Origin of the sequence: Streptomyces phaeoluteigriseus (assembly GCF_001896135.2) — a bacterium.
In the GTDB taxonomy this organism is placed as follows: Bacteria; Actinomycetota; Actinomycetes; order Streptomycetales; family Streptomycetaceae; genus Streptomyces; species Streptomyces phaeoluteigriseus.
Genome location: NZ_MPOH02000029.1, coordinates 1 through 12,880, shown reverse-complemented (window position 1 = coordinate 12,880; position 12,880 = coordinate 1). Strand labels below are relative to the sequence as shown.

The 12,880-nt window shown below is 68.8% G+C and carries 10 protein-coding genes and 1 pseudogene; 2 read left to right on the top strand and 9 right to left on the bottom strand.

Translation table 11 applies throughout. From position 1 onward, the window contains the following. Positions 1-61: 61 nt before the first annotated feature. The 5 genes and pseudogenes from BM536_RS37130 to BM536_RS43585 all read right to left on the bottom strand — a co-directional run bounded on the left by BM536_RS37130 (position 62) and on the right by BM536_RS43585 (position 4,923). Positions 62-646 (bottom strand): hypothetical protein, encoded by a 585-nt coding sequence (locus BM536_RS37130; RefSeq protein WP_245873984.1) that lies wholly within the window; start codon positions 644-646, stop codon positions 62-64. Then, positions 643-1,070, bottom strand: a pseudogene (locus BM536_RS37125) (NF041680 family putative transposase); the annotation flags it as partial. The gene BM536_RS37130 and the pseudogene BM536_RS37125, both read right to left, overlap by 4 nt. Positions 1,071-1,864: 794 nt before the next feature. Next, positions 1,865-2,095, bottom strand: a complete 231-nt coding sequence (locus BM536_RS37120; protein WP_073498278.1) for a hypothetical protein — start codon at positions 2,093-2,095, stop codon at positions 1,865-1,867. Between the two features lie 42 nt (positions 2,096-2,137). Beyond that, the gene (locus BM536_RS37115; RefSeq protein WP_245873983.1) at positions 2,138-4,081 is read right to left on the bottom strand and encodes a helicase associated domain-containing protein; all 1,944 of its coding nucleotides are present in this window, start codon (positions 4,079-4,081) and stop codon (positions 2,138-2,140) included. Continuing rightward, positions 4,015-4,923 (bottom strand): helicase associated domain-containing protein, encoded by a 909-nt coding sequence (locus BM536_RS43585; protein ID WP_245873982.1) that lies wholly within the window; start codon positions 4,921-4,923, stop codon positions 4,015-4,017. The genes BM536_RS37115 and BM536_RS43585 overlap by 67 nt, the downstream gene beginning before the upstream one ends. A 45-nt stretch (positions 4,924-4,968) precedes the next feature. Between BM536_RS43585 and BM536_RS37110 the strand changes: the two genes are divergently transcribed. After that, on the top strand, positions 4,969-5,223 hold the full coding sequence (locus BM536_RS37110) for a hypothetical protein (protein WP_245873986.1): 255 nt from the start codon (positions 4,969-4,971) through the stop codon (positions 5,221-5,223). After that, complete coding sequence (locus BM536_RS37105; RefSeq protein WP_073498276.1) at positions 5,220-7,472, top strand: DDE-type integrase/transposase/recombinase; 2,253 nt, start codon at positions 5,220-5,222, stop codon at positions 7,470-7,472. The genes BM536_RS37110 and BM536_RS37105 overlap by 4 nt, the downstream gene beginning before the upstream one ends. A gap of 213 nt (positions 7,473-7,685) precedes the next feature. Here BM536_RS37105 and BM536_RS37095 read toward each other — a convergent pair whose 3' ends face one another. The 4 genes from BM536_RS37095 to BM536_RS37070 form a co-directional block, all read right to left on the bottom strand. Further along, on the bottom strand, positions 7,686-8,276 hold the full coding sequence (locus BM536_RS37095) for a TnsA-like heteromeric transposase endonuclease subunit (RefSeq protein WP_245873980.1): 591 nt from the start codon (positions 8,274-8,276) through the stop codon (positions 7,686-7,688). Between the two features lie 250 nt (positions 8,277-8,526). Continuing rightward, complete coding sequence (locus BM536_RS37090; protein WP_342748881.1) at positions 8,527-9,813, bottom strand: TniQ family protein; 1,287 nt, start codon at positions 9,811-9,813, stop codon at positions 8,527-8,529. 414 nt (positions 9,814-10,227) lie between these two features. Beyond that, positions 10,228-12,084 (bottom strand): ATP-dependent nuclease, encoded by a 1,857-nt coding sequence (locus BM536_RS37080; RefSeq protein ID WP_073498274.1) that lies wholly within the window; start codon positions 12,082-12,084, stop codon positions 10,228-10,230. 521 nt (positions 12,085-12,605) lie between these two features. Further along, positions 12,606-12,880, bottom strand: a 275-nt coding sequence (locus BM536_RS37070; protein ID WP_094104031.1) for a helicase associated domain-containing protein, incomplete at its 5' end; no start/stop codon positions are given.

Genomic DNA, 12,880 nt, shown 5'->3' with positions numbered 1-12,880 from the left:
GCCTCAGTTTTTGGCTGGTCGAGGCAGACAAGAGAGTTCGCACGGACCTGAGTGCCAGCTCTCAATCTTCATGCGACACACCGAGGTCGTGGCGCATAGCGGTCCTCATAGTTCGGAGCATCTCCCAGACCTCGTACTGGGCCTGGGCCGCGGTCTCCATCGTTTCGCCTGGTTCGGGGGCGCCGCGTTCGAGGCGCTTGACCTGGCCGTAGACCTTGTTCAGGGCTTGGTTGACGACACTCGCTCGCATGAGTACTTCTTCGGGGGCGATCATCTGTGCTTCGGAGTATCGATCGCGGTGCGCGTTCTTCGCCTCCTCAAGTGCGTCGCTGTCGGCCTCCTCCACGCCGCGTTCCCTCATGACGTGTAGGTGGCGGTTGAGTGCGGTGGTGAACTGCCGGGCATCTCGGTTGAGTTCCACATAGCAGGTGCGTCGCAGCGAACGGTTCTCGCGGACCTCCTCATGGTCTCGAACGAGCTCTATCTCCCGGCGCTTCGCTCGTTCGGAGCCGCGCTGGGTGAGTAGCGCCCCTCCCAGGGTTCCTGCGACGCCTGCGACAGCGATGATCACTGAGCTGAGATCCACCGACGTACCCCCGTGAACATCTTCGGCCTCGTGCCCGCTGCACATGGCCCAGGCCGTCAAGTTTGCCGCTCCTCGGTGCGCCGGGGTTTGGTGCCCTTCTTGTGGTGGGCGGGGCGGCTGTACGCCTCGCCGGTGGCAAGGACTCTGCCCACGTCATGACGGGTGGCCGGGTGGCGGTTCTTCGAACCCGGCGGCCGGCCAGGCCAGGACGAGACGGTTTCGGTGCACTGGCCGGGGAGCCGGTCTTCGTGCACAGGTTCCTGAACCCCCTGCGGACCCGGGCGGGCGTGAGCCTGTTCGGCGGAGCCGGTTTCTCCCAGGGGCGCCGGAGATCGGTGGCCAGCGGCCGCGCGAGCCGGAGCTGGGCATAGGCGGCGATCACCAGCCACGTCCACCGGTCGGCAGCCTCCGAGCTGCGAAGCCGGGGCTTGGTCCACCCAAGTGTCTGCTTGAACAGGCGGAAAGTGTGCTCCAGGTCGAAGCGGAGCTTGTCGGTGATGTTGTAGATGACGAGGTAGGCGGTGTGCTGCCCGTAGTCGTGGGCGTACTTGACGACCTGGTGCAGCCCTTTGACGAGGTAGCCCTTGCCGCGGCTGCTCCCGTCGAAGATCTTGCCGTCGCAGACCAGGGGGTCGCGGCCGTCGAGGTCGCCGATGAGGTCGGCTTCGCCGGAGGCTGAGCGGGGCTTGGCGTGGGTGATGTGGTCGCCCTCGAGGAAGAGGAAGCGCTGGAGGTCGAGGTTGTAGACCTCTTCGCCGTTGGCGCGGTCGGCGTCGAAGCGGGTGTAGAGCTCTTCGCGGTCGAACCACTCGATGCGGGTGCGGTAGCGCTCGAGGGTGTGCAGGATGCTGCTTTCGGAGCCGACGCGTTCGCTGAGGAAGTCGAACAGGGGCTGCAGGATGTCCTCGGCGAACTCTCGCCAACTGTCCTGATGGCGTTTTTGCATGCTGTAACCGATCGCGGTCCGCAGCCCGACGTCGGGGTTGCTCGCTTCTTTGGAAGCGATGTCCTGCATCAGCTCCCAGATGAGGGCGGCTCGCCCTTGCTCGGTTCGGCTGGGCCAGACGAACGGGCCGCTGCGGGTCAGTCCGGTGCGGAACCGCTCCCGGTCTACACCTGGCTCTGCGCGGGACGCTCTTCGAGGAGGCCTTTGAAGGGCTGGCTGGTTGTTGATCCAGGTGACGGCGAGGTGGACTTCGTGGCCGGCGCTGGAGTAGGGCGCGGTCATGAGTTTGCGCAGGCGTTCGCGTACGGCGACCTGGAGACGCTGCTGGTACTTCACCGGAAGAGGCCTTTCAGGGCTTGTGCGATCTGCTGCTGGACGATGTCGCCGGCGTTCTGCGCGCTGCCGGTCTCGTCGACCAGCCAGATCTGGGTGTAGCAGCAGGGGCAGGTCACGGCGGTCTGGGCCACGATCTCCGAGTAGCGGATCCACATCAGGTATCCGCAGGCAGGGCAGGCCGTCTCGAGGTCCGCGCTGAGGAACTGTGTCGCGAGGGATTCGCCCATGGCGGGATTGTTCCGCATGGGTCTGACAGTGGCTTGTCGGTTCTATCCGGGGTGGATGCCGATGCTGGTGAGGAGGTGTTGCTGCTGGGTGTGGAGGGTGTTCCAGCGGGTGCGTTGGCGCTCGGTCCATCGCTGGAGAGTGGGGGAGGGGTCCTGGCCGGTGTGGTGGTTCAACTTCGCTTGCTGGTAGGTGCGTTGCCAGATGCTGGGCCAGGGTGGGTTCCACCAGGGGTCGAGGTCCTCAAGGACTTGGGTGGTGGTGGCGGCCAGGCCTCCTTGCCGGGCGGCGCGGCGTTTTTGTACCAGCCAGTCGCCCAGGGCGAAGCCGTCGTGGCGGGTGTCTTTGCTGCAGGAGAGGTGGCCGTTCAGGGCGGCGTAGGTGCGGGCGTGGGCGAGGCCTGGGCTTACGGGGTAGACGCGGCTGGTCCGGCGGCGGGCGGCGGCTTCGGGGGTGATGTCCAGGTCGGTCAGGAGTATTTGTTGTTGGGGGCGTAGAAGTGTCCAGGCGGCGTGTTGTGCTTTGATCCAGGTTCGTACGTCGGCCGGGATCCCGTAGGGGCGGGTTTGTGTGATGCGGGCGCGGGTGCAGGCGCGCTGCCAGGCCAGGTCCCAGGGCGGGTTCCACCATGGGTCGATCGCGGTCAGGACCTGGTGGCGGGCGTTGGGGGTGGTGTCGCGTCGGGCTTGTTGGCGTTGGTCGTTGAGCCAGCGGCCGAGGGGGAAGCCGTCGTGGACGGTGGAGTAGGCCACGGCCAGGGTGTGGTGGAGGGTGGCGTAGGCGCGGGCGTGGTTGAGGGCGGTTTCGGCGTAGGGGGTGATGGGCCGGGTGCGAGCGGTTTCGCGGGTGAGGCCGATGTCGGCCAGGAGGCGCTGCTGGCCGGGGTGCAGGTCGTCGTAGTCGGTGCGCTGCACGCGCAGCCAGGCACGCGGGGCGGGGGCGAAGCTGCGGAAGTGGTGGGCGGCGTCGAGTCGGTGGCCGGCCTTGATCTGGCCGTGGATGTGCTGCCAGGTGCGCTGCCACACCAGGTTCCAGGGCGGGCACCACCAGGGATCGACGGCTGACAGGGCTTTCGTCTGGGCGGATGGAGGTGTGCCGCCGTGAGCGTGGCCGCGGGTGTGCTGGCGTTGCCGGCGCAGCCACCGCCCGAGCTGGAAGCCGTCGTGGACGGTGTCGGTTTCGACGGCGAGGGTGCCGTGGGCGGCGTGGTAGGAGCGTGCGTAGCCCAGGGCGGTGGCGAAGTCGGCCTCGTTTTCGGCGGGCCGTGCGGCGGCACTTCGGGCCTGGGCCGCGGTGATTCCGATACGGGCGAGCAGGCCGTGCTGGCCGGGCAGGAGTATGTCGTACTGGGCGCACTGGGTGGTCACCCACGCGGCGAGTGCGCTGGTGGTGCCGGGGAATCCGGCGGCGGGATCCAGGACGTGACCGCCGTCGACGTGGGTGTGTGCCTGGTGCCAGGAGCGCTGCCATTCCAGCGTCCAGGGCGGGTTCCACCAGGGGTCGATTGCCGACAGTGCCAGCGCGCGGGGGGAGGGGGTGCCGTGACGTAGCTGGTGGGCGCGGTCCTTGCTGCGCTGGTTGGACAGCCACTGCCCCAGTTTCAGCCCGTCCTGGACGGTGTCGGTGGTCGCGTTCGCCAGCGTGCCGTGGGTGTCGGCGTAGGTGCGGGCGCAGGCGAGGACGCGCTGGAAGTGGCTGGCCATGTGCTTGCGGCGGGGCCGGGCCGCCCGGGCACTCTCGTGGGTGAGGCCGATGTTGGTCAGGAGGCGCTGCTGGCCTGGGTGCAGGCTGTCGTAGCTGGTGCACTGGTTGTAGAGCCATTCGCCCAGGTTGAAGCCGGTGGTGGGGAAGCCGTGCTCGGGCCGCAGGGCTCCGCGGGCGCGGCTGTGGTCGTGGGCCTGGTAGTAGAAGCGCTGCCACATCACCGTCCACGGCGGCCGCCACCACGGATCCAGTGCCTCGAGTTCCGCGACGTGTTCGGGTGGCATCGCGGGGAATTTCCGGTGGTTCGACAGCCACGGCCCAGGGCAAAGCCGTTGAACCGGCTGTGGATCGGTGCGGCGAGGTGGCCGTGGACGGCGGCGTAGGCGCGGGCGTGGGCCAGGCCGGTGGTGAACGCCTGGTCCGAGGTATGCCGGAGTCCCAGGTGCAGCCGCGTAGCGCCCGCGGCTTTCTCCGGCTGCTGTGCGGCGTTGCGGTAGGCGGTGAGTTCGCGGGCGATGGGGCGGGGCCGGTGCGCCATGTGCAGCGTCCACAGCCGGTCGGTGACAGCTGTGTCCGCGTCGGCCCGTACGCGGTGCTGCACCCAGAGCAGCAAAGGACCGGCCGAGGTCGAGGCGATCCGCTCGGCAAGCCACGGCCGGTTCATGGCCCGTGCCAACTGCGTGACCAGGGCAGGGGTGTGGGCAAGCGTGTGGGGCAGGTGTCCGCCGGTGTCGGCGAGCAGCCGCTGTCTGGTGTGTTCGTCGGTGAGGACCGAGGTGAGGGCGACGGTCTCCGGGTAGGTGACCGCGTCCCGCACCAGCAGCCGCCACCAGCCCGGATCAGCCCCTGGCGCCGCGAGTTGCAGTGCCCGGCGCGGCCACTGCTCTTCTTCGGGCCACTGCTGCGCCCACCAGGAGACGATCACGGCATGGGCGACCTCGAACGCGCGTGCGGTGTTCGGTCGGTGGCGCAGCAGATCCAGATGCCGCCGGTGCGCCGCGGTCAGCTGCGGCAGCTCCGCCAGGTCGACCTGTTCGGTGTCGGCCGGCCCGCCGTCGATCCAGTGGGTGCCGAGCATCCAGCGCCGGTGGCGCGGGCAGATCCGGGTGTGCGGCTGCAGGTACACCCGGGCGGGCTTGGTACGTCCGGTGCGTGCGGCCGTGCACAGCTGGTGGCCAACGTGCGGTGGCTGGCAGGTTACCGGCATCCCCGGTACGCCGCAGGGCAGTGGACGCCAGCTCTGCTCCAGGTGTTCGCCAGTGCGCGGCCGGCGGTGGAGGCGGTGCATGAGCTGGGGGATCCGATCGCCGTGTGGCTTGCGGTCTTTCACGCGCTGTGGAGCGGTGTGCTGCGGGTGCGGCTGGACGAACCGCTGCACGAGCGCGCCGTCGTCTGCCTCGCACGGCAGGAGGCCGAAGCGGCGTGACGCAGGCGGTTGTCGAGGTTGGGGCGCGCCTTCGCTACGACGGACGGGTATGGACGCTCGCCGTGCTGGAAGGCGCCCGGGCCACGCTGGTGAGTGACGAGGGCGCCTCGGCGGTGGTACTGCTGCCCTACCTGTTCGCCGACCCGTCCTTCGAGGTGGAACGCGGACCGGTACCAGCCAGAGTGCCGCCGTTCGGGCTGCTGGAGGCACTGCCGGTCGAGGTGCGGGAGCGGGCTCTGGCGTGGCAGCGGCATGTGCGGGAGGTGGAGACCGGCTTTCCTGACGCGATCGGGCAGGGCGCCCCGCGTGAGCAGTTCGATCCGGCAACACGGAGCCTGGCGCAGCGGGAACGGGCCAAAGCCGAGGAGTTGACGGCGGCAGGCTGGACGGCGAGTACGGCGACGGTGCGCCGGATGCGGGCGCGCTACCGCAGCGAGGGCTTATGGGGGCTGGTCGACGGCCGGGCGGTGCGGGAGCGATCGGCCCTGGGGCGGGCTGATGAGCGGGTGGTCGCGGCAGTCAGGAAAGTGCTGGAGGGACAGCGGGAGCGGTCGACTGGCACGCTGGTGCGGCTGCGCCGACGGGTTGGGTGGCTGCTGGATCAGGAGTACGGCGCCGGGGCGGTGGCTCTGCCTCCGGCGTCGACGTTCAACCGGCTGGTGCACGCGGTGGCCGACGGGCAGGGCCTTTTGGGGACGGCGGCGCAGCGTCGGTGGCATGCGTCGCGGCCGGCACCTCCGTTCACGCCGACGGTGGCACTGCGGCCGGGTGAGCTGGTGATGCTGGACAGCACGCCGCTGGATGTCCTGGCGGTGCTGGACGACGGTGTGACCGGCCGTCTTGAGCTGAGCATCGCGCTGGACGTGGCGACGCGCAGCATCTGCGCGGCGGTGGTGCGTCCGGTGGGCACGACGTCGGTGGACGCGGCGATGCTGCTGGCGCAGATGGTGGTGCCCACGGCGATGCGACCGGGGTGGGATGCGGCGCTGTCGATGCAGCGGTCGGTCATCCCGTATGAGCGGCTGATCGCCTTGGACGCGCGGCTGGAGCAGGCTGCCGCCCGGCCGGTGATCATGCCGGAGACAGTGGTCGTGGACCAGGGCCGGGTGTATGTGTCGGCGTCGTTCGTCTCGGCGTGCGAGAGCCTGGGGGTGTCGGTGCAGCCGGTGCCGCCGGCGAACGGCCCAGCCAAAGGGAACGTGGAGCGGACCTTCCGCGCGATTGCCGACGGGTTCAGCCAGTACCTGCCGGGCCACACCGGCTCGGATGTCTCCCAGCGGGGCGCGGCCGCGGAGCAGGATGCCTGCTGGAGCCTGACGCAGCTTCAGGAGCTGCTGGACGAATGGGTCATCTGCGGGTGGCAGGAGCGCCGGCACGAGGCGCTGCGGCACCCGATGATGCCGCGGGTCGCCGTCTCCCCGAACGAGATGTGGGCAGCTTTGGTGGCGGTGACCGGGCATGTGCCGGTGCCTTTGTCCGCCGACGACTACGTCGAGCTGCTGCCTCTTCGGTGGCAGGCGATCAACGACTACGGCGTCCGCTTCGGCTACCGCACCTACGACCATCCCGGCGTGAACCCCTACCGGCGTCGCCGCTCGCCGCGGGCGGACAAGAACGGACGGTGGGAGGTCCATCACAACCCCTACGATCCGAACCGGGTGTGGGTGCGCCTGCCCGAGGGCTGGCTGGAGGTGCCGTGGGTCCACGCGGGGGCGGTGAGGCGGCCGTTCACCGCGTTCACCTTCGACCACGTCCGCCGCACCGTGGAGCGCCGGCATGGCCGTGAAGAGCACGAGGCGGCGATCGCCCAAGCGCTGGATGCGCTGCTGCGCCGTGCCGGCCAGGGGCTGGGCAGCAGGCGAGAGCGGACGGTAGCCGCCCGGGCCCAGGCGGCCGCGCAGATGACCGATCCCTCCCCCACCACCACCCCGCAGCAGAGGCCTGCACCTCTGGCGCCGGGGGCCTCGTTTGGGCTGCCCGGTTCCTTCACCGTCCCGCTTCCAGATGCCGACGGCTGGGACGCCGACGACAGCCTGGACGACATCGAGGACAACCAGGACGACGAGGACTACCTTCTCGCCGCTCTCGCCGACGGCCAGGACGCCGCTGCAGGCCACTCGGATGAGGCCGAAGCATCCGGGCCGACGGCCGAAACGGCCCGGGCCCAGGCCGCTGAGCAGACGCTGGACGCCGCCGGGGCGGGCGGCATGCGCATCTACGACCCGTACCAGGAGGCCCAGGCATGGTGACAGCGGCCCAGCCTGCCACCCCGAGCACGTTCAGTCCGCTGACCACGTGGGACGGATGGCAGCAGTTCGTCGACACGCCCCACGCACCGGCACGGGACGCCGGCGACCAGGAGTGGACGCTGGAGCAGCGGGAGGACTACCACGCACGGTTCGTGGTGCTGAAGACCCCCGCGATGGACACCATCTCCACCGCGGTACGCCGCCTGCTGCTGCTCAACCGCGGTCCGGCGGCCCCGCGAGCTGGTAGGACCAGCCCGCTGCCTCGGCGGCATCCGCCACAACCCGTGCCCGGGTCGCCAGCCGGGTGGAGGGTCCGCTGTGTCCGGCGCAGTCGAGTAACAGGCCGCTGCCGTCTTCAAGCCTGGCCATCAGCTGCGGTACATGAGCGACGACCCGGCTTTTCTCGGGCCACACCAGTTCCACCGGCCGGCAGGCCAGCGCCACCACCGCCGGATCCCGGTCCAGCAGCATGAGCTGGGTCCGCATGGCACCGGACCCGTACGCCACCAGCCGCCCGGTTGTCGACGACCACCACCAGCCCGGAGCCACACGCCGCCCGGGCCGGACGGGGAACGGACGTATCACCGGACCGTCTTCGAAGACGATGTCCTGAGCTGCCTCAAGCCACGGGAGCTGGTGTGCGCGCCCCAGAGGGTCTCGAAAGCGCACATCGATCAGCCTGGCATCTACAGCCGCAGCTTCCTTGCGTCGGACAGCACCACCCGTACTGTGCGGCTCGGGGATGCGGCACCCGGCTCCGGGGACCGCGGACGATGCGGCCTCCTGGCTGCTGTCGATGATCACGTACTCCACACAACGCCATGCCTGACCTGCCGCGCAGGAGAACCGGCCGGTAACCGCAACATCGGTGCAACCGCCAGATGTTGGGCTGCGCGCGGCACCCAGGGTGCCACCTCCGGGCACCGGTGTCAGTGCAGAGTCCCGCACTTTCACGTTCCCATTGCAGGCCCCGTTGTGTCAGTCCTCGCCCTCACCCAGGGCGAGCACTGCGGCCAGCTCCTCGGCGGGCAGGCGGCACCACTGGGCCACCTCCTTAAGCGTCACCCCGGAGGCGACGGCTGCGGCGGCGGTATGCACAAGGGCTTGGCCGATCAGGGCGCCACTGTGGCTGAGGTGCTCCAGCAGGGTGCGGGCCACCTCGGCGGTGGTGCCGCTGTGCACGCCGCGCAACTCCACCAGCTGTTCGCGCCTCTTCGACCAACTGCGTGATGCGGAACCGTTGTTCGGCAGGAACGGTGGCCCGCCACCGGGTTCCCGAGCCGCCCGATTGGGCTTCTGCCGCCATGACGCGCAGCTGGCCGGCCATCGTGGCGGGCTGTTGTTCCCGCTTCAGGTGCCACGGATCCTCCGGCCAGCCCGGCGTTCCCGTCTCGTGGCGGCGGGCGCGCACGATCGCGCCCTTCCAGCCGTTCAGCGGGCTGCCGTGGTCGGCCGCAAGTTCGGGGCCAAGCCAGGTGCGGCCCACCCGCTCGCCCAGCCGGTGACCGAACGGGTCGTCGGCTCTCCGCGCCCGAGGCTTCATCTCGCCGCTTGCCTGCCAGGCCACCTCGGCCATGGCAGGATCCAGCAACGCGTCCGCGACGGCCACCACCTCCGGAAAGATCGCCGCGTCCCGGCCTACGATCTGCCACCACGCAAGCCGTGATCCCGCGTCGCCGCCCGCCAGCTGGTGCAGACGGCGCGGCCAGATCTCCTCCTGCTCCCAGGACAGGGCCTGCTCCCACCAGCGGGCCACCACCGCATGCGCCAGCGAGAACGCCCGATCCGGCTCCACCCCGGCATGCACCGCACGCCGTGCCACGCCCGACCACCGCCGCTGCGCGGCCACCACCTCCGGCAGCAGGCGCAACCCCAGGTGTTCCAACGGCTGGTCGGCATCCGCGTCCAGCAGCCAGCGCCCGTGCCGCAGGCAGACCCGCTGCCCGCGCGGCACGTACCGCACCGCCCGCAGCGCCTGCCCGGTACGCCGCGCGGTACACAGCCGGCAGCCATAGGCAGCCACACCCGCCGCCGTGCTCGCCACCCTCCACCGCGCATGCACCACCTCGGCCTCCTGGCTGGTGCTGATCTTGGGGTCGTCCACAGCGAACGCCGGCAAAGCGTGCGTCAGCACCTCCCGCTTTACTCCACACAGCTCGGCGAGTGCCTCCCGCCCGGCCTCGTTGAGGACGATCTCTGCATCCGCCCGGATGCCACCGCCGTCGTGGCGGGCGGCGGAGTTGCGGGACGTCCACAGCCGCAGCACGCTGCTGGCCGGGAGGCGGTAGCGGGCCGCCACTCGGTTGATCAGCGATGAGGTCAGCTCACCGTCCAGCGGCACGGTCCGCAACACCCCGACTGTCAACACCTCACCTCGATGTCCTCTTCGGCTTACACAACGTCTTCAGGTTCTAATCGAACCCACCGATGCACACCGGGGACCCCGTGCCGGATGCCGGTGAGGCATCTGGCACCTGCTGCCGTGCTGGGACGCCGGTCTGCCGATTGTCAGTGGTGCGTGGGAGTCTTTGAGTACATCACCGGCGCAACGAGCGGAGAGTACTGAGGTGCATGCCATGACTGTGCGCGTTCGCCATGCAGGCCCTCCCGCGCCGTCTGGGTGCCGGTGGTGCGGTGAGGACCAGAGCCGACACGGGCGGCGCTGGGTGTCGTCTGTCGGGGTGCATTCGTGGGAGGAGCCCACGCGTGAGCAGCGCCTGAGCCGGATGAGAGCACGCCGTTCACTGCGGCGTGGTCAGGCCTCGGGCCAGTAGGCCAGGCCTGCCTCCCGGGCAACCTTGATCGCATCCTCGAAGGACTTCACCAGGGGACGCGGGACGTCGGCTGCTGTGCGTAGCCGACGGGTGAGCTCGACGACCATGTCTTCCTTGCCGTTGGGCGAGGTGGTGGAGTACTGGCGCAGCAGGCCGTGCAACGACTTGCTGAACTTCCCCGCCTGGCGCAGATTACCTACGTCCTGGGCGGCCCATTGCTGTTCGTCCTTGCGGGGCCAGACGGCGTTCATGGTGTCGGCCCACTGTTCGTCGCTGAAGAGGTCCTCGAGCTCGTTGGGATCTCCGAGGAAGAGGCAGTCGGCCTCGGTGAATCCCTGTTTCTTCAGACGGTCGATGTTGAACTGTTTTTGCTTGTCGCGCATCGTGTCGGCGTCGACCAGGAACACCACGGTGCGCTTGTGCTTTTTGAGGAACTTGGCGAAGCTCAGGGCCCCGTCGTTGCCCTTGCAGTCCCACAGGGCGATGCCTGCGGACTGGATGGGGTATCCGAACGCCAGCTTGAAGAGGATGGGCAGGGCTGCGTACTCCGTGGGGCCCTCTACGCCGACGAAGCAGCGTTCGTGCAGCAGGACACTGTTTCGAAAGCCCAGGGAGAGGGCCATGTTCGACATGAACCGGCGGGTGTCTTCGTCGTCGTCTTCCGCGCCGAGGGACTGTACGTAGGCACGTCCGTCTCGGCTGTTGAGGTGCACGATGTCTTGGATGTCGACGCCGTCGATCAGGTTCAGTGAATGGGTGGCGACGACCACGGTGGACTGCGCAGCCGATGCCGACACCTTGATCATCTGCATGATGCGGCGCTGGTGGTCGTAGTCCAGATGGGTGTCGGGCTCGTCATAGGCGATGATCACGCCGGGGCCATCGTCGGAATCCTCCGACAGCAGTTCCTGACTGGCTTCCCACAGCGCCAGGGAAACACGGCGTGACCGGCCAGAACCTGCTGCTGTCAACGACACGGCCCGCTGGCCCGGAGCTGCAGCGGTCAACGACAGGCTGTTGACGGTCGGCCGGAACTGGATGCCCGGGTCCACGGTGAAGGCATCGAATGCGCACCGCTCCTCGACCAGCTTCTGCAACCGGACGACGTCGTCTTTGAGGAGAGCGGCGAACTCCTCCTCCAGATCCGTGATTTTCTTCCGGGTCTCCTCCCGCAACGTGTACTCACGCAGCTTCGCCGTCAGGATGCTGCGTACGACCGCCTCGGGAGACTCGGCCGCATCTCCCTTGAAATACAGCAACTGAGGAAGTGCAGAAGCGACCGCCTCGGGCGCTACTACCCAGTCGGTGACTTTGTCGTCGGTGCCGGTGGCGTGCTCCTTGAGTAGCTCTGCCCAGCTGTCCTTCACGTTCGGCTTGCCCTCGGGCAGCTTGAGCCCAAGCTCAGAGGCCAGGTCCCTCAACTCGCCGGCCTTTAGAGGGGCGATGTCCCGCAGGGCCGGATTCCGCGGCACCTCCGTCAACCACTCCAGACAGCTGCGCCCACCCTCCACATGGCGTCGGCGCACCCGCAAAAACGGTCCCGTGTCGAGCGCTTTCTCCTCCGCCGGAGAAAGAGTGAATCTGCCCTCGACCGTGACCGTACGCTGCTCCTCGTCCTGGTCCGCGGGCAACGCTGCGCGCACAGGCTCAGCCTCGGCGAAATCGGAGATGTCGCTATCGATGATGCTGCGTTCACCGAGGAGGACCGCGATCGCATCCAGCGTCGCTGTCTTCCCGCAGTCATTGTGCCCGGTCAAGATCGTCTGCTTGTGGATCGGAATGCTCTCGACGTGGCCCAACGAACGGAAGTTGATGACGCTGAGTTCGACGAGTCGCACGGTGCTCCCTTGCAGTACGGCACGAGCGCGTTCGGTGGGCAGCCAGCAACGCGTCGGTGTAACGCCCCCATTTACAACGAGATGGAACTCTAGCGCCTGCCGGGACATGGGGGAGGGCCATCACTCGAAGGTGCGGTTGGTGGCTCTGGGCCAGCAGCAGCCGGCCGGCTGGACACCGGCGACGTACGGGGCTCGGGCCCCGTACCCGGCAGCGTCGTGTCAGCCTGCCGTCACCCGGTCCTGGCACCGCAGCCGCCGCTCCGCACCCAGCCGCCGCTCCGCCCGAGAACGAGGAGGCCTTCGCCGGCATCTTGGTTCATGAAATACCGGGCTGGGCTCGCCGGTGGGGAACGGGCGGCGCGCAAGCACGACGTATTTCTGGCCCGGCCGCGCCCCTGGCGCAACCAGGCATGGGAGACCGACCACAGCAGGACCTGCTGTGCGGGCCACCCTCGGCGGTCAGACGAATGTACGCCTAATGTACGCCTCATGTGCGTGTCGCGTACGCGAGGGCAGCATGGTTATGTCCATCGCATTCCGATGGCGGAGAGCTTCTCCATCCGTTCGGGTGTCAACGTGGCGGCTCTGGATCTCTGATTCCCGACCCATGCCCCAAGCTTGATCTCACGTTCGCCCCCGCCGCTCTTGCCGTTGTCCCCGCTGTCGATGGCGATTCGTTCGACGTGCTTCCTCGGGACCTTAAGGTGGCCCTCGCGCTTGTAGTACTGCTGGGCGGCTGCGTAGTGGAGCGCCCACTTGTCAGCCTGCGTACGGCGTGGTTTGGGTTTCTCGTCGT

Coding starts and splice junctions, on each gene's coding strand:
- BM536_RS37120 (WP_073498278.1), bottom strand. CDS start 2,095: ATGGGCGAATCCCTCGCGACACAGTTCCTCAGCGCGGACCTCGAGACG.
- BM536_RS37115 (WP_245873983.1), bottom strand. CDS start 4,081: ATGCCACCCGAACACGTCGCGGAACTCGAGGCACTGGATCCGTGGTGG.